Here is a 20,646-nt window from a genome sequence, read left to right on the forward strand (position 1 = left end):
AAATCCGCTATCACAGGGATACAGTCATTTTTGTGGTGATCAACACCTTTGATAAGAAACGTTGCTACCTCTGGCGCTCCAGATTCCGCTCTTGGCACAGAGCGGACAATCTGAATGAGATGAAGGTCTGCTTCGAGCGAACAGCAGAAGTTCGCGATTGTTCTCATAACGGAGTAAGACGCTGCTGATATTAAGGTGTATTAATGGACAGTGTAGATCAACGATTACTGGCGCTTAACGCTCAGATGAGAACGTTCACCGATTCTGCACGAACAAATTCAGAATGGGGGATTTGTTATCCCCCTGGTAGATGCCTTGGTTAATGTTTATAGGCCAATTGAACTCGGAGCATCATTCTTGCCACGTCAGAGATGGTCAAAAATAGACCCTTTGCGTGGGATAAGGATCTTCTCATAAAGCTTTGTTGCATAGCCATCAGTCATCCCTGAAACATAGTCGCAAATGACTCGCATACCAGCCTTCTCGTCTAAGCTAATCTGCTGCTCGTAAATTTCCCTCGTTGAGGCAGGTAGAAACCGACACGGATCGTTAGCCAGCACACCGAAAAGCTCAACAATCAACTTTTGTCCCTTGAATTCAAGCTGCTGTACATTTTCATGCTTAATTACTTTGTTTTCGACCAGTTTGAAAATTTTCAACCTTAGTGCTTCGACCGCTTCCGGAAGGACCGCATTATATTTGAGCATGCCACATTTGAATGCTGCATTCTTTGTATTAAGCTCAACACTTGTAATCATCAGGTGAACCAGCATCCCGATGCACTCTTTTCTCTTGTAACTTTTACCAAAAAGGCTATCCGCGACAGATTCACATGTTCCGGAAAATGTTTTTCCATGGCAGTCAGTAAATAAGGTTTCATGTCCACTGAAATGCTCCATCCACATTGCTCGTGTCACCATCCCGAGAGAAATAGCATCCTCCAAATCGTGCAGCGAATACGAAATTTCATCGGCAAGATCCATGATGGTTGTATCGAGAGCTTTATAAGAAGCTTTTTTATGATCGGATTTGGTTTCACCATCTTTAACGGAAGTAAAAAGCCTCCGATCATGTTCAGTAAATGGTGAGAGAGCAAATTCTACAATATCGCATTCTGAATCTAGATAGCATTTTGGAGGTTTAAAATCAGATGACTTAAAGAGCCAGTTCGGCGATCCGATAGTGGCCGGGATACTGTCTTTTTTAACCACTAGTTCCGAGTATTTAACCGGATATTTCAGTATGCCTAGCAGAAGTCTGCGTGTAGGATCGAGTCCGTGTTCTAAGGTATATTTATCTAGTTTCGAGAGAATGCGAAGCGTCTGGCCGTTTCCTTCAAAACCACCATAATCCAGCATACAATAGTTAAGAGCTACCTCACCGCCGTGACCAAATGGAGGATGTCCAATATCATGTGCGAGACATACTGCTTGCATCAGATCGTTATCTGGTAAAAATTGCGCTTCCTCTTTACCTTTATATATATTTTTTAGCTTAGCAAGAAGACCTGAACCGATTTGGGCGACTTCCATAGAATGAGTCAGTCGTGTGCGATAGAAATCACTTTCACCCAGACCAAGAACCTGTGTCTTTGATTGCAATCGTCTGAAAGGAGACGAGTGAATCAATCGAGAAAGGTCGCGCTGAGCTTCAGATCGGATCTCCTCAACTCGAGGACTGTTGGTGCCTCGTCTCACATCCCAGACGTTTATTTCACTTCGAGTCATATTATTCCTTATTTTTTATGCAGCGCGGTGTTCCAACGTAACTAAATTAGCAAAATGACGTATATATTTATGACCTAATCTTCAATAATCAATGTTGTGTGAACTTAGTAAGGTCCGCTCCTGGCACAAAGTGGACATACGGACGCGAATGAAACCAGTGTCCCCGCCTCTCATCATTTATATTGGGCGAGATTTTTAATAATACTTTTCTTCTCATTAAAGAGGCTTGCATACATTGATTCATCGAGCTTATTCTTGAGCTTAAAGCGAGATTTACGTATTGATAATTTAGATACACCATCACTTAATGATGAAGCAACTAATTTTGTATCTTCTGCGTTTTTTAGGTTCGATAGTAGCGTTAGGATCATATCATTTAGATCAAGTAACTCGCTATTTATACGTGTGGGTGATAGTTCTTTACCATCTAATTGAGAGTTAATGGAATCAATTTTATTATTAATTCTCTCTATGGACCCAACGATTCCTTTTCTGGCTTCAATACGAAGGATTTCACTCTTGTTTCTAGAGTTTGTCTGGAAAAGCATTTCTGAGGATAACATTGATGACGCACGATACATATCAGAGGCCAACTGCTTCACACTTTCTCTAAAGCTTGAGTAATTTAATATTGCAGAACCGATCAATAAAATAATTGGACCATAAGCAGTTACCTTTGCTTTAATTGAACCTTCAGTAAATTTAATTTCAATTAAAACATCATCAGATAAAAAGAATTTTATTCTTTTGTCAGCAAAATCCTCTATTTCGTTTCTAATTAGTGATAACTTTTCTTCACGAATTACAGCACTTACCTGTTTCAACCATTCTGGCTCAACATGAACATATGACTCACATAATATGTTGCTGTTTATATAATCGGCCACAATTTGGTCCTTGATACATTATCTTATCATTAGTTATTACCACGATTTTACATAAAAATCAACAAATTTAAAGTTAGAATATGGATTCCTTTTTCCTGACATAGGCTTAAGCGCTTCCCATTAACATGAAAATGCTTTCGAATATGTGATGGAAGCCAGATTAATGCCGTCCGCTTTTGGTACAAGGCGGACAATTATGTGAGGCTCAGAGGATGTGGTCTGCTTTGAGCGAACTGCGGAAGTTCGCAGATGTTTTTACATTTGATGAAGGCATTACTAAAGGGAGGAGGGGTAGTCAACGGGTATCAGGTCTGGTTAGAATCTTTTTACAATTCGATTAAGGGAAAAGCTATGAGGCTTTACATAATAGGAAACGGATTTGACATTCGACATGGACTACCGACAAGATACAAACACTTTAAGTCGTATGTAGCAAAAAATGACAAAGAACTATATGACGCGATAGAAGAATACATACCTGCTGGAGACGAGTGGAATGAGTTAGAAAGTGCTTTAGGTGAAATTGATTATGAACTTATCCTTCAAAACAGTGAGATGTTTTTAGTTACGTACAATACCGAAGATTGGAGCGATGCGTATCATCACGATTACCAGTATGAAGTAGATAAAATAACACGGATGCTGTCAGCTCGCTTGAAGGAGCAATTCGCTGATTGGGTTAAAGGGATTAACATAGCCGATGCTTACAATTCTGAACAATACATCCCCCCCATACCAAGAGAAAGTCTATATTTTTCATTTAATTATACAAATACCTTGCAACAGATCTATGCCGTTCCAGACGCGCAAATTATGCATATTCACGGCAATTGTAGTTACGATGAAGATCTCATACTAGGTCATAGTTTTAGGGTGGAAAAGTCACTAAATCCATATATAGGACCAGATCAAGATATAAGAATAGCAGAAGCATACGATAGTATAGACAAATACTTTGGTAATACATTCAAGCCCAGCGAAGACATAATTAAAGAAGAGAACGTTTTTTTCTCGTCGCTTAAAAATGTGGATGAGGTCATCGTTTTAGGCCATTCGCTTGCTGAAGTTGACGGTGAATACTTTTCTGAAATAAATAAAAGCATCCAAAAAAGTGCTCGATGGATAGTTGCTTTATATAAAGGTGAGGAAAAATCAGGCAGCTTAGAAGATTATGATGTCAGAGCCTCAAATATTTCTTACGTGCTGTATGAAGATATCTAAATGAGACTTCACATTATAACTATAATTATGTAAAAATAAGGTTGGTAGATTGTACCTTGAGAAAAACAGATAAGAGGCATGTTTAGTTATGGTAAATTATACTGAAGAATCAGCTTTTATTGAAAAGTACAAACCGTTTAGGAAATTTTGGACAGTTTTTTCACCTCATTTTGTAGCTCGACTGCATTCACTTGCCAATATGATAAGGGGGGAAAATCCAACTCAAGAACCACCTTCTAATAATGAGGATTTTCTTACAGAGTATGAAGCTTGCCTCAAAAATTGGAAAGACGCACAGAAAATTATATCGTCTGAAATTGTTTTTCGGCTGAGAGATATAAAAAAATTAGAAGTTAAAAAAAACGAGCATCATCGAAACAAGGATAAAGCAAAGAAAGAAAAGTGTATTGATGAAATAAATTTAAAAAAAATTGAAGTTCTTATTCTTCGCCGTTGTGTTGACTCACTAATTTGGAGCATTCTTGATGAAGAACACTCGAGTTTGCGGCGTTTACCTATTAATGCAGTCAATGACAATCTATCAGAAGATAACATAATTGATTCTATGGTCGCAGCTGATCTTATCAATCAGGACAAACACGCCATAGCAATTGTCTCTGATATGAGTACATTTGTTCATGTGGGGGATTTAGTCACCTTTAATCCACTGGATGGCTTCCAGCTTGTGGAAGTTAAAACAGGTAAAAAGAATAATGAGATTTATGAAGCTGCCGAATTTTCTGTTATCTCAAAGTGTCCGCACTTTGAAGAAAACTTCAAAAACAATATGTCTGGCAATGATGTTAAGCAATTTAAACGCATAAAAAGGCAAGTCGTACGTGGCATGAATGTGCTGGAGGCGATTAATACTGGCGAGGGCTTTGACAACCTCCATCAGTCTAAAGTTAAAATCGATGAAATAGATCTTCCGTCTGAATTCTATACCCACCGCTTATTTAAAATGTGGGAGGTTATTCGTGGAGGAAAAAATTGGGCAATTGATACTATTGATGAATGTTTGTTCTTAGGGATGTACCGTGATTCTGGAATGGGTTTTGTTGCCTTCAATGGATGGATGGATAGTATCGGTATAAAAAGCCCTGTTGTGAATATAAACGATTCATTCTTTGACCCTTTGTCTCGGCCATTTATGAGTTTGCATCTGCCAACTGAAATGCTCTCCGATATCATGTCGGGGAAAATAATCATCGTAATGTGTTTTGACAATGAACTTTTTTTTCACCGTGCCAACAAAATGTACCCAAGTTTATTTCTTCTTAGCAATGCGGAAAGCACAAAGCAACCGTTAGAAAATATTCTTCATGTTGGTTCGCAAGGGATAGCTTCTTACGTAAATGGGCATGCCAGCTTTTTAGGTAATGGTATTGAATCCCGAATCCTTTTTGATCAGCAACGACCCGACAATATTATTGAGTGGAGCTATGCTAGAAGCGATCTCAAAAAGCAATATAAAGCATAAGTCCTAGGATGGGATTTCCCATCCCTAGATGGACTGACCCCGCCCCGGTAGACGATCCTGCCCTATAGTGAATAGCCACGGATAATCTAGACACTTCCGGATCGTTGATAATATTGATTTTCGTATTCTGTTGGTGGAGTATCCCAGGAAGGTGCAGAGCAAAACCTTGAGAAAACCGCAAAAAATGCGTTTTTTGCACACAGCATCCCATTTTAATCTTTTATTCTGACCTTCCATAATGTCCGTTGTTGGCACTCAGCGGACATCTCAGCTTTGCCTCACCCCGGAATAATTAAACTTAGCTTTGACATCCCGTACCAGCTGCTGTTGATTCTATTTAAGGCATATTCACCACCTCGCCACATTGCGCAGGCAGCGGTTACGCATTCTGGCAAGCAACCAGAGTTCGTTTGCTGTTGTAGCCATCCCAAGCATCGAGGTGTAAACAGTCGCAGCCCGGCGCCACAGCTTTTTGTCTTCCAGCATCTTCGCCAGTGACAGTGCGTCCTGGACTTTTTTCACATCTTCTTCAGATAATTGTGTTGCAGCCTGCGGCAGGGCAACATCGGGAACCTCAACGCCTGCACCCACTCGATAGACGTACTGGCAGCCGTTATGGGTACGATGGAGTTTTCCCGCGGCATGTAGCTGCCGCAGCAAGTTACCTGCTGTACTGGCTTGCAAGTCCAGCGCATCACAGACATCCTGCAGGACGCATTCTGGCGTCCGGCTAACGATGGCAAGCACCATCTGCGCTTTGGTTACTTTGGTTTTTGATTGTTTGGTCATGGTCAAAACTCGTTTACTTGGTTAAACCTGCAGCCTTGCGGCGTTTGTACTCTCCCATCAGAATCTGCGCTGGCGTCGGCCCTGCTGGATGCCTCGGTGCTGCCAACTGCCGACGAATCGGGGGAATCGAAAACCCGTTAGCCATGTGTTTGGTCCATTTCGTGAGTAAGTTTTCTGCCAGTTTTTTCAGCTCTCCCTCCGTCAGGTTCCTCTCAACTCCAGTTCTGCGCATCTCAATGCAAATGTGATACAGAACATCCTGTTTCCATGGGTATTTGTCGCTTCCCGAATATCGGTAAGACTCGTTTCTCCAGCGTTTGTACTCCGCCATCACTGCATCGGATGTCAGACTGAACGGGTTAGCACCGCTGGCAGATACCAGCGCAACGAACTCAGCGAGATCCGGCGGCCATGTGCTGCCCGCGGCGCAACGCTCCATGCACTGCCGGCAAACCAGCGTAATCTGGGCTTCACTCATCGACCCAATCTGAGCGATCCAGAGCTCTGATGGTTCCTCTCCGTTCTTCAGGATCCATCGGTTCGAAAAGATTTCGCCCATCACTTCCCATAGGCGCCACGCCGTTTCTACGGCCGTCTGTTCCTGCAACTCGCAACCGTTGCTCACGGGCGGCTCGAATCTGTTGAACAGCTCTGGATGCTGCTGGCTCTGCTCGTACTCCCACATGATCGTTACTCCCGTTCGCTGGTTTTTTCTGGCGGACTTCCGCACGGTTAAGATGTCTTGCTAGTTTTTGCTCCCACTGGACCTGGTGAAACGCCCTGCCTTCAACCTGCCAGTACGCGATGAAGCTGCTTAACTCGGCAGCAAGATTTATCCCCGGTCTTAATGGCATTCCCCAAATCGTTGACAGTCGGGGAAAATCCTCGGAAGGTTTCCACCCGAAATACATCGCAAATTTTCCGAATGCTTGTGTTTCACCAGGAACTATTCCCGGTTGATTCGGATAGTCAGGCACAACTGGTTCGACCAGAACCCTATGTGTGGGGGTTATATCTTTTGGTTCCTCTGGTAGATTCCGGATCCCGTTTTTGGGATCGTTTGACGGAAAAAACGGGATCGTTTGGTTGTTTTGCGTACAGGAAACAGTCCCGTTTTCGGGTGCCTTTTCAGCTGTAACAACCCCGTTTTCGGGAATGTTTAAACGATCCCGTTTTTGGTAATGTTCCCGTTTTTGGGTGTGTTCAATTTCAGCAACGCTTTCTTCCACACCAAGAAGTCGGTAAACCGGGATTTGTTTAGTCTTTCCACGCCGTTCACCTGTATCTTCAATAAGCCCGATCGAGATCAGATACTGCAGGCTCGACTGGACCGTTTTCTTATCCAGCTCAGTTGCTTCTGCCAGCGCAGGAATGGATGGAAAAGCACAGAGATCAGCTCCGCACATGTCGGCCATCCAGGTCAGAACAGCTTTTGCAGAGGACTTCCCTGTCTTGACTTTTTTGGCCCATCGCATTGCGTCAATGCTCATGAAGCCCCCCTATTTTCTGTACGGTACTCATTGTCAAAACTCGATTAAAAAAACTGTGGCGCTACGGCGCTTATGCTCGCCAGTAGTGGTCCCGCCGCATCTGCAGGAAGCATGTTAAAAAGTGCAATTGCTGCCTCCCGAATTTCACGTTCTAACTTTTGCAACGGAGCGCCAAGCAATTTTGCCTGGTGCGCTTCGCTACACTCTTTGATTGCTTGAGCCACCAGCTCGCTTTCAGTCAATCCACGTTTCAATCCGTGTTTGCGCGCAATCTCAATAGGCATTGCATCAGCGATCGCTCCTGAAAGCTGCATGACGTAACTGGTGTACTTCTCTGATCCAGATTCGTTTTTCAGGTAGCGGTACAGGTTTTGTTTATTAACGCTGATGCCGCGACCGTCTTGTTTCTCCCACTGTTCGGCCACCAGCTGTGCGACGTGCTCCTGCGCGCGCCCGGGTAAGGTTGCCTCCCACTCACGAACTGCTGCAAAGATGGTCCGGCACTTAACGCTGTCCCGACGCCGTGGTGAATACTGATTTTCCGTTTTCTGTTGCATACCCAACATAGAAGTATGATTTTTGAAAGATATGGTTTGCATGTTTAGTCCTTTGGAAGTCCGTCAGTCGGGTTTGGGTAAAGATCGGGTCTAAGCTCATGAGGCGTCACTTGCCAATCCAGAACCCTGCATGCGTTGAGTACCTCAGTACTTGCAACCTGAGTTCGAAACCAAACCGATACTGTTTGAGAGTTCTTCCCCAAACGGCGAGCTAGTTCAGATTGACTGCCACAAAGGGAAATGATTTTCTTTTGAACCGTTTCTTGCATGTTTCCTCCTAAAAATTTGTCACATATTTGATAAATAATTTGTCAATGTCAAGAAACTTAATCAGTCACAAGTGCTAAGAAACTTTGTATGCTTGGTTACTGGTTTGATTTGGATGCGAATATGAACTTCGAAGAACGGCTGTTAAGAGCTCTTGATGAGGCTGGTATATCTCAATCTGAGTTAGGCCGGCGAGTGGGTGTAAACTCTCAGACAGTCAGTAACTGGTGCAATACAGGTAACTTCCCGCGAAAGGAAAAGTTAGAGTTATTCCCGCAAGCACTTGGAAAACCACTGTATTGGTTCTTTATGACGGATGAAGAAGAGTCTTCATTACAGGCTGTCACAGCCAGCAAAACAGTACTAAATCAGAAGCAATTAGAGTTATTAGAAGTATTTGATCAACTTCCTGAAGTGGAGCAGGACAGATTTATTGAACTAGCGAGAACGCGACTGGAAGAGTTAGATCGGTTTATGGCTGAGTTCCTGAGTAAGCGAAAAATCCCCCCTCCATTCGAAAAAGACTAAATCTTGCCACTGAGAAGGCCGCTTACAGCGGCTTTTTTTATACCCAAAAATCACCAAATCTCACACAAAAACAATCATATCCATTTTTTGTGTCATAAAAACATTGATAACTGACATATTTATTTGTAGTCTGATATTACAAATTCAGTCATCGAGGCAGGAAGCCCACGAAGTAGCTGCCGGCGGCATACGAAACACCGGATGAGATGACGACAAGAAGAATTCGCAGCAGGTTATAACGTTCCGCCGGCCGGCGTTACAGGCATGAGATAGGGCATCACTATGAGAATAGATATATCCAAGATAGGGAAAATTTACTTTTTACTCGTCTCCCCAATCAAACTCTCTGTCGCGCAGGATTTGGAGGCCCGATTCGGAGACCGCGTAATCATTGCAGCTTTTGGTACTGATATCACGTCCATGGGCCTGGCACCAGGTGATGAAATCGTAAGTGCTGGCTACCACCTTCACAGCCTGGATACCGCTGTTTTCGTAGCGCTCCACCATGCTATCGGTGCGGATACGCCAGTCGTGGTAGTCAAAGGGAAGGACGTAAGCATCTGAAAGGATTTTTTGGAATTCTTCATAGTGAGCGGGATTTTCGTACCAGAAGACAGGTATAGGGCTACGAGACATTTTGCTCTCTTTTATTTGGCTGTGTGAGAGCGCCAAGAATACCACCGAGCCTGAAGTGGTGAAAAGACAGGCATGACGACTAGTAGGGTTTGCAATGCGGTGAATGCGGCTATGCGCACGCGACACAGTTAAAAAAGTAAACATGGCGGTTATTCACACGTTGTGGGGAAAAAGTTGTCGGCGGTAGTTGTTAACTGGCTGCCGTCACCGGGAGGCACCCGGCGCCGCATTGCAAAACCACATCCTAATACTGAGTTAACTGGAGATAACTATGAAGGATTTTGCCCGAGTACCTACCGGGAACCAGGCGACTCGCCTGAACTGGTTCGAGGTGAGACTACGCCAGCTGTGTTACTTGCTGGCGCAGAAAGGAAACCCTGAGGCTGAAGCATGAATACCCTGTTTGCCCTTGTCATCAGCGTGTGTGCTCTCACTGGTGAATGCTCTGATGTTCTGATCGGTGTTTATCCATCAGAGGCCAGTTGCAACAGCAACGCCGATGAACAAAAAGTACAGGGCCAGTGTCTCCCCTACCGAAATGCACAAAAAATGGCTGACGACCAACGGCCTGCAGTGAGTTTTTGAATCGAGTTTTGACCAATGGCCGTTACGGCCGGAGAAGTGATTATGGAATTTGGAATGAAACGCGTTCTGGCATCTGTCCAGGCCGCCGCCACTTTGAATAAGCTCTATGACGGCTCGCCCGTTTCACTGACGGCCATCAGTAAAGAGTCAAAGCTGTCTACTTCATACCTTGAGCAGATCTTCAAAAAGCTGCGGGCGGGTAACCTGGTTATTTCACAGCGTGGCCCAGGTGGTGGTTATAGCCCCCGCGGCGATGACATCACCGTTACAGAAGTGATCACTGCAGTATCTAAACTGCCAGCCCATAAAACTTTTGAGCCTATCCTGCGAGCGCTTGACGACGTTCGCGTATCACAGCTGCTACGGGGCGATTCGCCAGCCCCATAAAGCACAAAACCCGCGCAAGGCGGGTTAAGTACCCGGTCAGCCGACCAAAGCTTTCCGGAATCGAGTTTTGACCAATGACCACCACCAGGGCGGCTGCCATCAGCTGCCGGGTATCTTACAATCCAAAGGAGCCCAAACGCAATGAACAACTACCCGTATCTCATTAAAGCTAAGGCAAAAGCAAACGAAGCGAAAAGTCTCTTCTGCTGGTTCTCTGCTAAATCCGATTCTCGCGCCGAGCGCAAAATCCTGGACATCCTGGAAGACGCTGAAATTAACGTTGGCCGCGGCGCCAGCCATCAGCTGCCGATCCGCACCAACTGGCTCATCGTTGATGACTTACCGGAAGAAGGTGTACTGGATGACACCTGGTGCGATCGCTACGAGCTTGGTGGTGAAGACGGGCTGACATGGCAAAAAATCGTTGCGCCGGCGGCTGCTGAACCACAGCCCCCCAGTAAAACAGAAAACGATATCTCTCCTGCAAATAGCGATGAAGAAGACTATTCGAACAATGAAGAAGCACTCTTCAACCTGGCGGAAATGTCATTCCGCACGCAGCTGCTTGCCCAGTATATGGCCGACGAACGTCACGTGTATCACATTAGCATTCCTCATCGTAACCGCCTTTCAGCGATGGAAATGGATACGGATAATCACGGTGTGCAGAATCTGCTGCTGACGGCAGAAAATATTCCGGAACTTAAAAAATATGATATGCCTGGCCTGTGGAAATTTACCAGTGCATTTAAGAGCGTATTTCCTGTGGGGAAACGCCATGAGCTCGGCAAGCAAATTCAGTTCGCCAAATTGTGGCTTGAAACGTCGCACATTGACCGCGGGATCCTTACAAAGGAATGGGCTGCTGGAAACTATATCACCTCAATAAACAAAACCGATACCGGCGCCAATGCTGGTGGCGGTAACAAAACTGACCGCAATCCGGATTATCAGCATTCGCTGGATACTCTGGATATAGAGATCGCCCTTGCGACGATGCCTATGGATTTTGATATCTATAATTTTCCGGCATCAGTCCACCGCCGCGCGAAGGAAATAGTACAGAAGAAAGAAAGTCCATTTAAAGAATGGTCTGCAGCATTACGGAGCACACCAGGCATCCTTGATTATTCCCGTGCAGCGATTTTTGCACTGATCAGGGAAGCATCCAGTGGAATAACTCCTTTTCCAGATCGGTTGCGTGGCTACATCAACGCGAATCTGACTGAACATAAGCATGATACCCCAAGCGCTGAAATGCTTGCCAAGGCGGGACATATTCCATCTGCTGCAGTCACTCTGGATGCAATAAACCAAGCAATCGCCGGAGAGGATAGCAGCGCAAAACTGGAAACACTCTCCTCTGACTTTAAAGCAGTTGGCACCGAACTCGTAAAAGAAGCTCAAAAGCAGCGTCCGAACGCTAATCAGGTTCTGGCCGCCGAGCGCGGCGAATATGTCGAAGGGATTAGCGACCCTACTGATCCGAAGTGGGTAACCGAAGACCTTCCCAAATCAAGGCAACCTGAGGTTTCAAAAATTGGGGACGGAGAATTTTCCATTGACGGTCTTGTTGACGTTACTGGCAAGGTTAACCAAAAAGAAAAAACAGATGAAGTTGTTCATCAAACGGATGCTGTAGATATTGAATCCGGTCCTCATAATAAGGAGGAAGATCAGCCTATTGATTATGTTCACGTTATGGTTGATCTGGAAACCATGGGTAAAAAACATAACGCCCCTATCGTCGCTATTGGTGCGGTTGTTTTTGACCCGGCAACCGGCTCTATTGGAGAAAGTTTCTATAAAGTCGTATGCCTTGAATCCTCTGTGAATTGGGGCGCCGTAATCGATCCATCTACTGTTATCTGGTGGCTTAAGCAGTCCTCCGAAGCACGCTCTGCGATCGTAAATGATGATGCTATCCCGTTGCTGGATGCATTACTCCAGTTCAGAGAATTTGTCTCTGATAATGTTGCTGGCGGGAGCAAAAAGGCACAGGTATGGGGTAACGGTGCGTCATTCGATAACTCCATTCTGCGTTCTTCTTACGATTGCATTGCTGAAGATTATCCGTGGGAATACTGGAACGATCGGGACGTACGAACAATGGTAGAGCTCGGCCAGGCCATTGGCTTCGACCCCAAAACAACGATCCCGTTTGAAGGTGATCGTCACAATGCCCTCGCTGATGCTATTCATCAGGCCCGCTATGTATCAGCAATCTGGCAGCGAATAATTTCCGGCAATCAGGTGCTGCAAAAATTGATGCAAAACTGATTTTTTATTTTCAGATACTGGCCCAGCAATGGGCCATAATGAGGTAAAACATATGCTCCAGATGTTAACCCTTGAAGAGTGGGCAAACGAGAAATACAGAAGCAATCCTCCAAGTGTTTCCACTCTCAGGAATTATGCTAAACAGAATATGTTTTCTCCCCCAGCCAAAAAAGAAGGTCGATTCTGGCGCGTCAGGGAGGATGCTGAGTTGGTCGGTACATTGACCACTCCTGTAGTAAAGAAAAGCGACCCTGTTCTTTTGCAGAGGATTTTGAACGATGGCTGCCAGACCACGTAAAAATAATATATCTATTCCAAATTTATACCCGCTCTACAGTAGAAAGGTTAATAAAGTATACTGGCGTTATAAGCACCCGATAACTGGTAAGTTTCATAGTCTAGGTACAGATGAAGCAGAGGCCACGGCAATAGCTATTGAAGCAAATAAAAGACTGGCGGAACAACAAACCCGCCAGATAATGGCAATCACTGACAGAATATCCACCAACTCAGGAAAATCAATATCAACTAACACCTGGCTTGAACGTTACTGGAAGATTCAGCAGGAAAGATTAAAGTCCGGAGATATTAAAGAAAACACTATCAAACAAAAAGCAAAACCAGTATCTCTGCTTAAGGAACGTGTAGGAATGAAATTAATATCCGCTGTCAATGTTCGAGATGTTGCGCAAATTCTTGATGAATATTTAGCGGAGGGACAACCCAGAATGGCTCAGGTCATTCGCTCTGTCCTAATAGATGTTTTTAAAGAAGCTCAGCATGCGGGAGAAGTACCTCCTGGTTATAACCCTGCACTAGCAACTAAACAACCTCGTAGAAAGATCACTCGCCAACGCCTCACTCTGGAGGAATGGCAAAAGATTTTTGATATAGCCGATGAAAATCACAAATACATGGGGAACGCCATGCTTTTAGCCATAGTAACAGGACAGCGACTAGGTGATATATCCCGTATGAAATTCTCGGACATCTGGGACGATCATCTACACGTTGAGCAAGAGAAAACCGGAAGCAAAATCGCTATACCATTAGCTCTGCGTTGCAACGCAATCAACTGGAGCCTCCGAGATGTAATCAGTCGTTGCCGGGATTATGCAGTAAGCCCTTATTTGGTTCATTTCTTTAGAACCACCTCACAGGCTGAGCGAGGAGCGCAGGTGAAACCCAGAACACTGACCATGAATTTCAGCAAGGCAAGAGACAGTGCAGATATTGACTGGGGACAAGGTACACCGGCAACTTTCCATGAACAAAGATCGCTTTCCGAGCGGTTATATAAAGCCCAGGGTATAAACACGAAAGATTTACTTGGACATAAAACTCAACAACAAACGGATAGATACCATGATGATCGAGGTAAGGGGTGGACAACGGTGGCCTTATGAGGTTTTTCGGGAGGGGTTTTGATAACTTATTTTGATAAAATTTTGATAACCGTTCGAAAGCTAATAATAAAAACGGGAACCACCAGGTTCCCGTTCTGACATAATCTGAGGGCCAGATTACATGTTCGCGATAATCGCGTCGCCAAACTCTGAACATTTCAGCAGCTTAGCGCCTTCCATCAGACGTTCGAAGTCATAGGTCACGGTCTTGGCGGCGATAGCGCCTTCCATGCCTTTGACGATCAGGTCTGCGGCTTCGAACCACTGCATGTGGCGCAGCATCATCTCTGCGGACAGGATGATGGAGCCCGGGTTCACTTTGTCCTGGCCGGCATACTTCGGCGCAGTACCGTGAGTCGCTTCGAACAGCGCGCACTCGTCACCGATGTTGGCGCCCGGGGCGATACCGATACCGCCAACCTGCGCCGCCAGGGCGTCAGAGATATAGTCGCCGTTCAGGTTCATACAGGCGATAACGTCGTATTCCGCCGGACGCAGCAGGATCTGCTGCAGGAACGCATCGGCGATCACGTCTTTCACCACGATCTCTTTGCCGGTGTTCGGGTTCTTGATTTTCACCCACGGACCGCCGTCGATCAGCTCGCCGCCGAACTCTTCGCGAGCCAGCTGGTAGCCCCAGTCTTTGAACGCGCCTTCGGTGAACTTCATGATGTTGCCTTTGTGCACCAGAGTGACGGAATCACGATCGTTGGTGATCGCGTATTCAATCGCGGCGCGCACCAGGCGTTTGGTGCCTTCTTCAGAGCACGGCTTGATGCCGATGCCGCAATGTTCCGGGAAGCGAATTTTCTTCACGCCCATCTCATCGCGCAGGAATTTGATCACTTTGTCTGCTTCCGCAGAGTCGGCTTTCCACTCGATACCCGCATAGATATCTTCTGAGTTTTCACGGAAGATAACCATGTCGGTCAGTTCCGGGTGTTTAACCGGGCTCGGGGTGCCCTGGTAGTAACGTACCGGACGCAGGCAGACGTAAAGATCCAGCTCCTGGCGCAGCGCCACGTTCAGAGAACGAATGCCGCCGCCGACTGGGGTGGTCAGAGGACCTTTGATAGCAACGCGGTAGTCACGAATCAGATCGAGGGTTTCAGCTGGCAGCCAGACGTCCTGGCCATAGACGTGGGTTGATTTCTCACCGGTGTAAACTTCCATCCAGGAAATTTTACGCTCGCCCTTATAGGCTTTCTCAACGGCGGCATCAACCACTTTCAGCATCGCTGGGGTAACGTCAACGCCGATACCGTCACCTTCAATGAACGGGATAATCGGATTGTGAGGGACGTTCAGTTTGCCGTTTTGCAGGGTGATTTTTTGACCTTCCGCCGGAACTACTACTTTGCTTTCCATTAACCTCTCCTTCGAGCGCTTCTGGTTCTGCTCTTCCCTCTTCACGCGAGCCTGGTGTTGGCTGAGTCGGCCAGCTTCGGCGTACCGGGTCTTCCCGCTAACCGGAGCTATCGCGTCCGTGTCGCCTTCCTGCCTGTAGTGCGAATCGGTTTGAGCAATTTTTTGTTAATAATTTGTAATGAGCATGTCAATACTACCTGAATGTTTGCGTCCATGAAAGGCATTCGTAATTAGGCTATAATGCGGCAATTGATAAAGCCTGAAAATACCATGCAGAAAACTTCATTTAGAAAACATCGCGTTGAGCGATTCAGCACACAACAAGTCACCAGACAACGTAAAGAACGCCAGCCAAAAACTGTGATCTTGTTCAATAAACCCTATGATGTGTTGCCGCAATTTACCGATGAAGCCGGGCGCAGCACGCTAAAAGATTTTATTCCGGTGGCGGGCGTCTACGCCGCAGGTCGGCTCGATCGCGACAGCGAAGGCCTGCTGGTGCTGACCAACGACGGCGCGCTGCAGGCGAAGCTGACCCAGCCGGGTAAGCGCACCGGCAAGATCTACTATGTTCAGGTGGAAGGCGAACCCACGCCCGAGGCGCTGACCGCCTTGCGCGACGGCGTCACCCTTAACGACGGCCCCACCCTGCCTGCCGGCGTAGAACTTGTCGAGGAACCCGTCTGGCTGTGGCCGCGCAACCCGCCGATTCGTGAGCGCAAATCGATTCCCACCCGCTGGTTGAAAATCACGCTCTACGAGGGACGCAACCGCCAGGTGCGCCGGATGACCGCCCACGTCGGCTTCCCCACCCTGCGGCTGATCCGCTACGCCATGGGCGGCTATACCCTCGACGGACTGGCCAACGGCGACTGGCGCAAAGCCGAATAACTGAAAAGGAAAAGCGATGTTTAAACCTCATGTCACCGTTGCCTGCGTGGTTCACGCCCAGGATAAATTTCTCATCGTCGAAGAAACCATTAACGGCAAAGCGCTGTGGAACCAGCCGGCGGGCCATCTCGAGGCCAATGAAACGCTGCTGCAGGCCGCCGAACGTGAACTGTGGGAAGAGACCGGCATTCGCGCCACGCCGCAGCACTTCATCCGCATGCATCAGTGGCTGGCTCCCGATAACACGCCGTTTCTGCGCTTCCTGTTCGCCATCGAACTTAGCGATCTGTGCGCCACTGAACCACACGACAGCGATATCGATCGCTGCCTGTGGCTCAGTGCTGAGGAAATTCTTAACGCGCCGAACCTGCGCTCGCCGCTGGTTGCCGAAAGCATTCGCTGCTACCTGCAGGACCCGCGGCAGCCGCTGTCGCTGATTGGCGCATTTAACTGGCCGTTCACAGGGGGTGAATGAACGGTGAGCGCGTGCTAGAATACGCCGCCTCGAAGTTCAATGTAGCGAGTATTTCCATGTCAGAAAGCCAGAAAAAAGTGATCGTCGGCATGTCCGGCGGCGTCGACTCCTCGGTCTCCGCGTACCTGCTGCTGCAGCAAGGGTATAAGGTGGAAGGCCTGTTCATGAAGAACTGGGAGGAAGACGACGGCGAGGAATACTGCACCGCCGCCGCCGACCTTGCCGATGCGCAAGCGGTCTGCGATAAGCTGGGCATTGAACTGCACACCGTTAACTTTGCCGCCGAATATTGGGATAACGTCTTTGAGCTCTTCCTGGAAGAGTACAAAGCCGGCCGCACGCCGAACCCGGATATTCTGTGCAATAAAGAGATCAAATTTAAAGCCTTCCTCGAGTTTGCTGCCGAAGACCTCGGCGCCGACTACATCGCCACCGGGCACTATGTGCGCCGCGCCGATGTCGACGGTAAAAGCCAGCTGCTGCGCGGCCTCGACGGCAACAAAGATCAGAGCTACTTCCTCTACACCCTTAGCCACGAGCAGATTGCCCAGAGCCTGTTCCCGGTGGGTGAGCTGGAAAAACCGCAGGTGCGTAAGATCGCCGAAGAGCTGGATCTGATCACCGCGAAGAAAAAAGATTCCACCGGCATCTGCTTTATCGGCGAGCGTAAATTCCGCGATTTCCTTGGCCGCTATCTGCCGGCGCAGCCGGGCAAAATCCTCACCGTCGACGGCGAGGAGATCGGTACTCATCAGGGGCTGATGTACCACACCCTGGGCCAGCGTAAAGGGCTGGGTATCGGCGGCACCAAAGAGGGTAGCGAAGATCCATGGTACGTGGTCGATAAAGACGTTGAGAATAATATTCTTATCGTCGCCCAGGGCCATGACCACCCGCGCCTGATGTCCGTCGGTCTGATTGCCCAACAGCTGCACTGGGTAAACCGTGAACCGCTGCAGGGCACCCTGCGCTGCACGGTGAAAACCCGCTATCGCCAGACCGATATCCCCTGCACCGTTACCGCGCTGGATGAAGACCGTATCGAAGTCCGCTTCGATGAGCCGGTCGCGGCGGTGACCCCGGGCCAGTCCGCAGTGTTCTATTTAGGGGAAGTGTGCCTCGGCGGCGGAATTATTGAACAACGACTGCCTCTGCAGTCCTGAACGCGCGTTATTTCCGCCGGGACGAACCGCCCTGGCGGCTGACAAGGAGTATGTGTGGCGAAGAATTACTATGACATCACCCTGGCGCTGGCTGGCGTTTGCCAGGCGGCGCGACTGGTTCAGCAACTGGCGCATCAGGGACATTGCGACAGCGATGCCCTGCATGTGTCGCTGAACAGCATCATCGACCTCGATCCTGAGTCGACGCTGGCGGTGTTCGGTGGCAGTGAAGCCAATCTTCGCCTCGGTCTTGAAACGCTGCTAGGGGTGCTCAATACCAGCAGCCGTCAGGGCCTCAATGCTGAACTGACGCGCTATACCCTGAGCCTGATGGTGCTGGAGCGCAAGCTCGCCGCCAGTAAAGGGGCGATGGACACGCTCGGCAACCGCATCGCCGGCCTGCACCGTCAGCTGGAACACTTTGACCTGCAGTCCGAAACGCTGCTCAGCGCCATGGCGGGCATCTATGTCGATGTGATAAGCCCGCTGGGGCCGCGTATTCAGGTGACCGGCTCCCCTGCCGTGCTGCAAAGCCCGCAGGTGCAGGCGAAAGTTCGCTCAGCGCTGCTGGCGGGTATTCGCGCCGCGGTGCTCTGGCATCAGGTGGGCGGCGGACGTCTGCAGCTTATGTTTTCCCGTAATCGTCTGGTTAACCAGGCAAAGCAAATTCTTGCTCATTTAACCCCGGAGTTGTGATCTATGGAATTATCCTCACTGACCGCCGTTTCCCCTGTAGACGGCCGCTACGGCGATAAAGTCAGCGCGCTGCGCGGTATCTTCAGCGAATTCGGTTTGCTGAAATTCCGCGTTCAGGTGGAAGTACGTTGGCTGCAAAAACTGGCCGCCCACGCAGCGATCAAGGAAGTTCCTGCTTTTGCTGCCGACGCAAACGGTTTCCTTGATAAAATCGTCGCCGATTTCAGCGTTGAAGACGCGGAGCGCATCAAAACCATCGAGCGCACCACTAACCACGACGTGAAAGCGGTAGAGTATTTCCTGAAAGAAAAAGTCGCTGACATCGCCGAGCTGCACGCGGTATCAGAGTTTATTCACTTCGCCTGTACGTCTGAAGACATTAATAACCTCTCCCACGCGCTGATGCTGAAAACCGCCCGCGACGAAGTGGTTCTGCCTTACTGGCGCAAGCTGATTGACGCGGTAAAAGATCTGGCGACCCAGTACCGCGATGTGCCGCTGCTCTCCCGTACCCACGGCCAGCCGGCAACGCCGTCCACCATGGGTAAAGAGATGGCGAACGTCGCCTACCGTATGGAGCGGCAGTATCGTCAGCTGAACCAGGTGGAAATCCTCGGTAAAATCAACGGCGCGGTGGGTAACTACAACGCCCACATCGCCGCCTACCCGGAAGTCGACTGGCATCAGTTCAGCGAAGAGTTCGTTACCTCGCTGGGTATTCAGTGGAACCCGTACACCACGCAGATCGAGCCGCATGACTATATCGCTGAGCTGTTTGACTGCATCGCGCGCTTCAACACCATTCTGATCGACTTCGATCGCGACGTGTGGGGCTACATCGCGCTCAACCACTTCAAACAGAAGACCATCGCCGGGGAAATCGGCTCCTCCACCATGCCGCACAAGGTGAACCCGATTGACTTCGAAAACTCCGAAGGCAATCTCGGCCTGGCCAATGCGGTCATGCAGCACCTGGCCAGCAAACTGCCGGTTTCCCGCTGGCAGCGCGACCTGACCGACTCCACCGTTCTGCGTAACCTCGGCGTGGGCATCGGCTATGCGCTGATCGCCTATCAGTCCACCCTCAAAGGGATCAGCAAGCTGGAGCTGAACCAGGATCGCCTGCTGGACGAACTGGATCACAACTGGGAAGTACTGGCTGAGCCGATCCAGACCGTGATGCGTCGTTACGGTATCGAAAAACCGTACGAGAAGCTGAAAGAGCTGACCCGCGGCAAACGCGTGGACGCGGAAGGGATGAAGCAGTTTATTGACAGCCTCGCCCTGCCGGAAGAGGAAAAAGTGCGTCTCAAAGCGATGACCCCGGCCAACTATATCGGTCGGGCAACCACCATGGTTGACGAGCTGAAGTAATCGCCCTGCCCCTCTTTCCGCCGGAAAGAGGGGCGTTTTATCGCCGGAAAGGGATCAGATCCAAACGTCGTTCACCGCCGTCCGCTCGCCGCCCTCGTGGCCGGTATTCAACACCCCGCGCGGCTCAATCAGCATCAGCTTCGCTTCCGTCTCCGCCGAGGTCTTATGTTCCACCCCGCGCGGCACGACGATCATCTCCCCGGCCTTCACCAGCACATGCCCGTCGCGGAAGTCCACGCGCAATACCCCCTCCACCACCATCAATGTCTCATCGGTTTCCAGGTGGCTGTGCCAGATAAAGTCGCCGGCGATGCGCACGACCTTGAACTGATAGTCGTTCATTTCAGCCACCACTTTGGGCTGCCATTGTTCGCTGAACAGGGAAAATTTCTGAGCAAGATTAACGAGTTGATACATGGGCTGTCTCCTTGTGATAAAG

At 48.4% G+C, this 20,646-nt stretch carries 23 protein-coding genes; 13 read left to right on the forward strand and 10 right to left on the reverse strand.

The features are described from left to right. Positions 1-365: 365 nt before the first annotated feature. A complete protein-coding gene (locus tag KB892_RS15425) occupies positions 366-1,727 on the reverse strand; it encodes an anti-phage deoxyguanosine triphosphatase (protein ID WP_062954975.1) in 1,362 nt (453 codons plus the stop codon). A 173-nt stretch (positions 1,728-1,900) separates the two neighbouring features. Next, on the reverse strand, positions 1,901-2,614 hold the full coding sequence (locus tag KB892_RS15430) for a hypothetical protein (RefSeq protein ID WP_062954976.1): 714 nt from the start codon (positions 2,612-2,614) through the stop codon (positions 1,901-1,903). Between the two features lie 249 nt (positions 2,615-2,863). On the opposite strand from KB892_RS15430, the gene KB892_RS15435 reads away from it, so the two are divergent. Continuing rightward, positions 2,864-3,835, forward strand: a complete 972-nt coding sequence (locus tag KB892_RS15435; protein ID WP_223178619.1) for a bacteriophage abortive infection AbiH family protein — start codon at positions 2,864-2,866, stop codon at positions 3,833-3,835. Positions 3,836-3,923: 88 nt separating this feature from the next. Then, the gene (locus tag KB892_RS15440) at positions 3,924-5,315 is read left to right on the forward strand and encodes a hypothetical protein (RefSeq protein WP_062954977.1); all 1,392 of its coding nucleotides are present in this window, start codon (positions 3,924-3,926) and stop codon (positions 5,313-5,315) included. Between the two features lie 348 nt (positions 5,316-5,663). Here KB892_RS15440 and KB892_RS15445 read toward each other — a convergent pair whose 3' ends face one another. The 5 genes from KB892_RS15445 to KB892_RS15460 are packed head-to-tail and all read right to left on the reverse strand — an operon-like array spanning position 5,664 to position 8,420. Continuing rightward, positions 5,664-6,104, reverse strand: coding sequence for a hypothetical protein (locus KB892_RS15445; protein WP_032443841.1), 441 nt, complete (start codon positions 6,102-6,104; stop codon positions 5,664-5,666). Positions 6,105-6,117: 13 nt separating this feature from the next. Beyond that, positions 6,118-6,663: a replication protein P gene (locus KB892_RS15450; RefSeq protein WP_223172883.1), complete on the reverse strand. Its 546-nt coding sequence runs from the start codon at positions 6,661-6,663 to the stop codon at positions 6,118-6,120. Then, entirely contained in the window at positions 6,575-7,594 is a 1,020-nt protein-coding gene (locus KB892_RS31180; protein WP_072353967.1) for a DnaT-like ssDNA-binding domain-containing protein, read from the reverse strand. The genes KB892_RS15450 and KB892_RS31180 overlap by 89 nt, the downstream gene beginning before the upstream one ends. 44 nt (positions 7,595-7,638) lie before the next feature. After that, complete coding sequence (locus KB892_RS15455) at positions 7,639-8,193, reverse strand: toxin YdaT family protein (RefSeq protein WP_046622349.1); 555 nt, start codon at positions 8,191-8,193, stop codon at positions 7,639-7,641. Positions 8,194-8,195: 2 nt separating this feature from the next. Beyond that, entirely contained in the window at positions 8,196-8,420 is a 225-nt protein-coding gene (locus KB892_RS15460; protein WP_071561166.1) for a transcriptional regulator, read from the reverse strand. A gap of 88 nt (positions 8,421-8,508) precedes the next feature. On the opposite strand from KB892_RS15460, the gene KB892_RS15465 reads away from it, so the two are divergent. Continuing rightward, positions 8,509-8,946: a helix-turn-helix domain-containing protein gene (locus tag KB892_RS15465; protein WP_077257742.1), complete on the forward strand. Its 438-nt coding sequence runs from the start codon at positions 8,509-8,511 to the stop codon at positions 8,944-8,946. A 321-nt stretch (positions 8,947-9,267) separates the two neighbouring features. Here KB892_RS15465 and KB892_RS15470 read toward each other — a convergent pair whose 3' ends face one another. Further along, complete coding sequence (locus KB892_RS15470; RefSeq protein WP_223178620.1) at positions 9,268-9,726, reverse strand: hypothetical protein; 459 nt, start codon at positions 9,724-9,726, stop codon at positions 9,268-9,270. Positions 9,727-9,972: 246 nt separating this feature from the next. Here KB892_RS15470 and KB892_RS15475 point away from each other — a divergent pair, with 246 nt between their 5' ends. The 5 genes from KB892_RS15475 (at position 9,973) to KB892_RS15495 (ending at position 14,240) form a co-directional block, all read left to right on the forward strand. Then, a complete protein-coding gene (locus KB892_RS15475) occupies positions 9,973-10,167 on the forward strand; it encodes a DUF1482 family protein (protein ID WP_023279538.1) in 195 nt (64 codons plus the stop codon). 42 nt (positions 10,168-10,209) lie between these two features. Beyond that, positions 10,210-10,554 (forward strand): Rrf2 family transcriptional regulator, encoded by a 345-nt coding sequence (locus tag KB892_RS15480; RefSeq protein WP_014228879.1) that lies wholly within the window; start codon positions 10,210-10,212, stop codon positions 10,552-10,554. Positions 10,555-10,695: 141 nt separating this feature from the next. After that, complete coding sequence (locus KB892_RS15485) at positions 10,696-12,834, forward strand: 3'-5' exonuclease (protein ID WP_062954978.1); 2,139 nt, start codon at positions 10,696-10,698, stop codon at positions 12,832-12,834. A 52-nt stretch (positions 12,835-12,886) separates the two neighbouring features. Continuing rightward, entirely contained in the window at positions 12,887-13,132 is a 246-nt protein-coding gene (locus tag KB892_RS15490; RefSeq protein ID WP_012542206.1) for an excisionase, read from the forward strand. Further along, positions 13,113-14,240: a site-specific integrase gene (locus KB892_RS15495; RefSeq protein ID WP_032418030.1), complete on the forward strand. Its 1,128-nt coding sequence runs from the start codon at positions 13,113-13,115 to the stop codon at positions 14,238-14,240. Before KB892_RS15490 ends, KB892_RS15495 begins: the two co-directional genes overlap by 20 nt. Before the next feature lie 117 nt (positions 14,241-14,357). Here KB892_RS15495 and icd read toward each other — a convergent pair whose 3' ends face one another. Further along, complete coding sequence (gene icd, locus KB892_RS15500; protein WP_004150800.1) at positions 14,358-15,608, reverse strand: NADP-dependent isocitrate dehydrogenase; 1,251 nt, start codon at positions 15,606-15,608, stop codon at positions 14,358-14,360. Between the two features lie 240 nt (positions 15,609-15,848). Between icd and rluE the strand changes: the two genes are divergently transcribed. From rluE to purB, 5 genes are read left to right on the forward strand one after another with little or no spacing between them, the layout of a single operon-like run. After that, positions 15,849-16,499 (forward strand): 23S rRNA pseudouridine(2457) synthase RluE, encoded by a 651-nt coding sequence (rluE, locus tag KB892_RS15505; protein WP_004150801.1) that lies wholly within the window; start codon positions 15,849-15,851, stop codon positions 16,497-16,499. 16 nt (positions 16,500-16,515) lie between these two features. Next, entirely contained in the window at positions 16,516-16,974 is a 459-nt protein-coding gene (locus KB892_RS15510; protein WP_004150802.1) for an NUDIX hydrolase, read from the forward strand. 56 nt (positions 16,975-17,030) lie between these two features. Then, positions 17,031-18,137 carry a tRNA 2-thiouridine(34) synthase MnmA gene (gene mnmA, locus KB892_RS15515; protein ID WP_004150803.1) on the forward strand — a complete coding sequence of 369 codons (1,107 nt, stop codon included), beginning with the start codon at positions 17,031-17,033 and terminating at the stop codon, positions 18,135-18,137. Between the two features lie 54 nt (positions 18,138-18,191). Beyond that, positions 18,192-18,833: a high frequency lysogenization protein HflD gene (gene hflD / locus KB892_RS15520; protein ID WP_004140557.1), complete on the forward strand. Its 642-nt coding sequence runs from the start codon at positions 18,192-18,194 to the stop codon at positions 18,831-18,833. A gap of 3 nt (positions 18,834-18,836) precedes the next feature. Further along, complete coding sequence (gene purB, locus KB892_RS15525) at positions 18,837-20,207, forward strand: adenylosuccinate lyase (protein ID WP_004150804.1); 1,371 nt, start codon at positions 18,837-18,839, stop codon at positions 20,205-20,207. Positions 20,208-20,261: 54 nt separating this feature from the next. Here the strand turns inward: purB and KB892_RS15530 are convergent, their stop codons facing one another. Further along, positions 20,262-20,624 carry a cupin domain-containing protein gene (locus KB892_RS15530; RefSeq protein WP_004150805.1) on the reverse strand — a complete coding sequence of 121 codons (363 nt, stop codon included), beginning with the start codon at positions 20,622-20,624 and terminating at the stop codon, positions 20,262-20,264. Between the last annotated feature and the right edge of the window lie 22 nt (positions 20,625-20,646).

This window comes from Klebsiella sp. P1927 (genome assembly GCF_018204675.1).
GTDB lineage: Bacteria > Pseudomonadota > Gammaproteobacteria > Enterobacterales > Enterobacteriaceae > Klebsiella > Klebsiella pneumoniae.

Coding starts and splice junctions, on each gene's coding strand:
- KB892_RS15425 (WP_062954975.1), bottom strand. CDS start 1,727: ATGACTCGAAGTGAAATAAACGTCTGGGATGTGAGACGAGGCACCAAC.
- KB892_RS15435 (WP_223178619.1), top strand. CDS start 2,864: ATGTTTTTACATTTGATGAAGGCATTACTAAAGGGAGGAGGGGTAGTC.
- KB892_RS15440 (WP_062954977.1), top strand. CDS start 3,924: ATGGTAAATTATACTGAAGAATCAGCTTTTATTGAAAAGTACAAACCG.
- KB892_RS15445 (WP_032443841.1), bottom strand. CDS start 6,104: ATGACCAAACAATCAAAAACCAAAGTAACCAAAGCGCAGATGGTGCTT.
- KB892_RS15450 (WP_223172883.1), bottom strand. CDS start 6,663: ATGGGCGAAATCTTTTCGAACCGATGGATCCTGAAGAACGGAGAGGAA.
- KB892_RS31180 (WP_072353967.1), bottom strand. CDS start 7,594: ATGAGCATTGACGCAATGCGATGGGCCAAAAAAGTCAAGACAGGGAAG.
- KB892_RS15455 (WP_046622349.1), bottom strand. CDS start 8,193: ATGCAAACCATATCTTTCAAAAATCATACTTCTATGTTGGGTATGCAA.
- KB892_RS15460 (WP_071561166.1), bottom strand. CDS start 8,420: ATGCAAGAAACGGTTCAAAAGAAAATCATTTCCCTTTGTGGCAGTCAA.
- KB892_RS15465 (WP_077257742.1), top strand. CDS start 8,509: ATGCTTGGTTACTGGTTTGATTTGGATGCGAATATGAACTTCGAAGAA.
- KB892_RS15470 (WP_223178620.1), bottom strand. CDS start 9,726: ATGTTTACTTTTTTAACTGTGTCGCGTGCGCATAGCCGCATTCACCGC.
- KB892_RS15475 (WP_023279538.1), top strand. CDS start 9,973: ATGAATACCCTGTTTGCCCTTGTCATCAGCGTGTGTGCTCTCACTGGT.
- KB892_RS15480 (WP_014228879.1), top strand. CDS start 10,210: ATGGAATTTGGAATGAAACGCGTTCTGGCATCTGTCCAGGCCGCCGCC.
- KB892_RS15485 (WP_062954978.1), top strand. CDS start 10,696: ATGAACAACTACCCGTATCTCATTAAAGCTAAGGCAAAAGCAAACGAA.
- KB892_RS15490 (WP_012542206.1), top strand. CDS start 12,887: ATGCTCCAGATGTTAACCCTTGAAGAGTGGGCAAACGAGAAATACAGA.
- KB892_RS15495 (WP_032418030.1), top strand. CDS start 13,113: ATGGCTGCCAGACCACGTAAAAATAATATATCTATTCCAAATTTATAC.
- icd (WP_004150800.1), bottom strand. CDS start 15,608: ATGGAAAGCAAAGTAGTAGTTCCGGCGGAAGGTCAAAAAATCACCCTG.
- rluE (WP_004150801.1), top strand. CDS start 15,849: ATGCGGCAATTGATAAAGCCTGAAAATACCATGCAGAAAACTTCATTT.
- KB892_RS15510 (WP_004150802.1), top strand. CDS start 16,516: ATGTTTAAACCTCATGTCACCGTTGCCTGCGTGGTTCACGCCCAGGAT.
- mnmA (WP_004150803.1), top strand. CDS start 17,031: ATGTCAGAAAGCCAGAAAAAAGTGATCGTCGGCATGTCCGGCGGCGTC.
- purB (WP_004150804.1), top strand. CDS start 18,837: ATGGAATTATCCTCACTGACCGCCGTTTCCCCTGTAGACGGCCGCTAC.
- KB892_RS15530 (WP_004150805.1), bottom strand. CDS start 20,624: ATGTATCAACTCGTTAATCTTGCTCAGAAATTTTCCCTGTTCAGCGAA.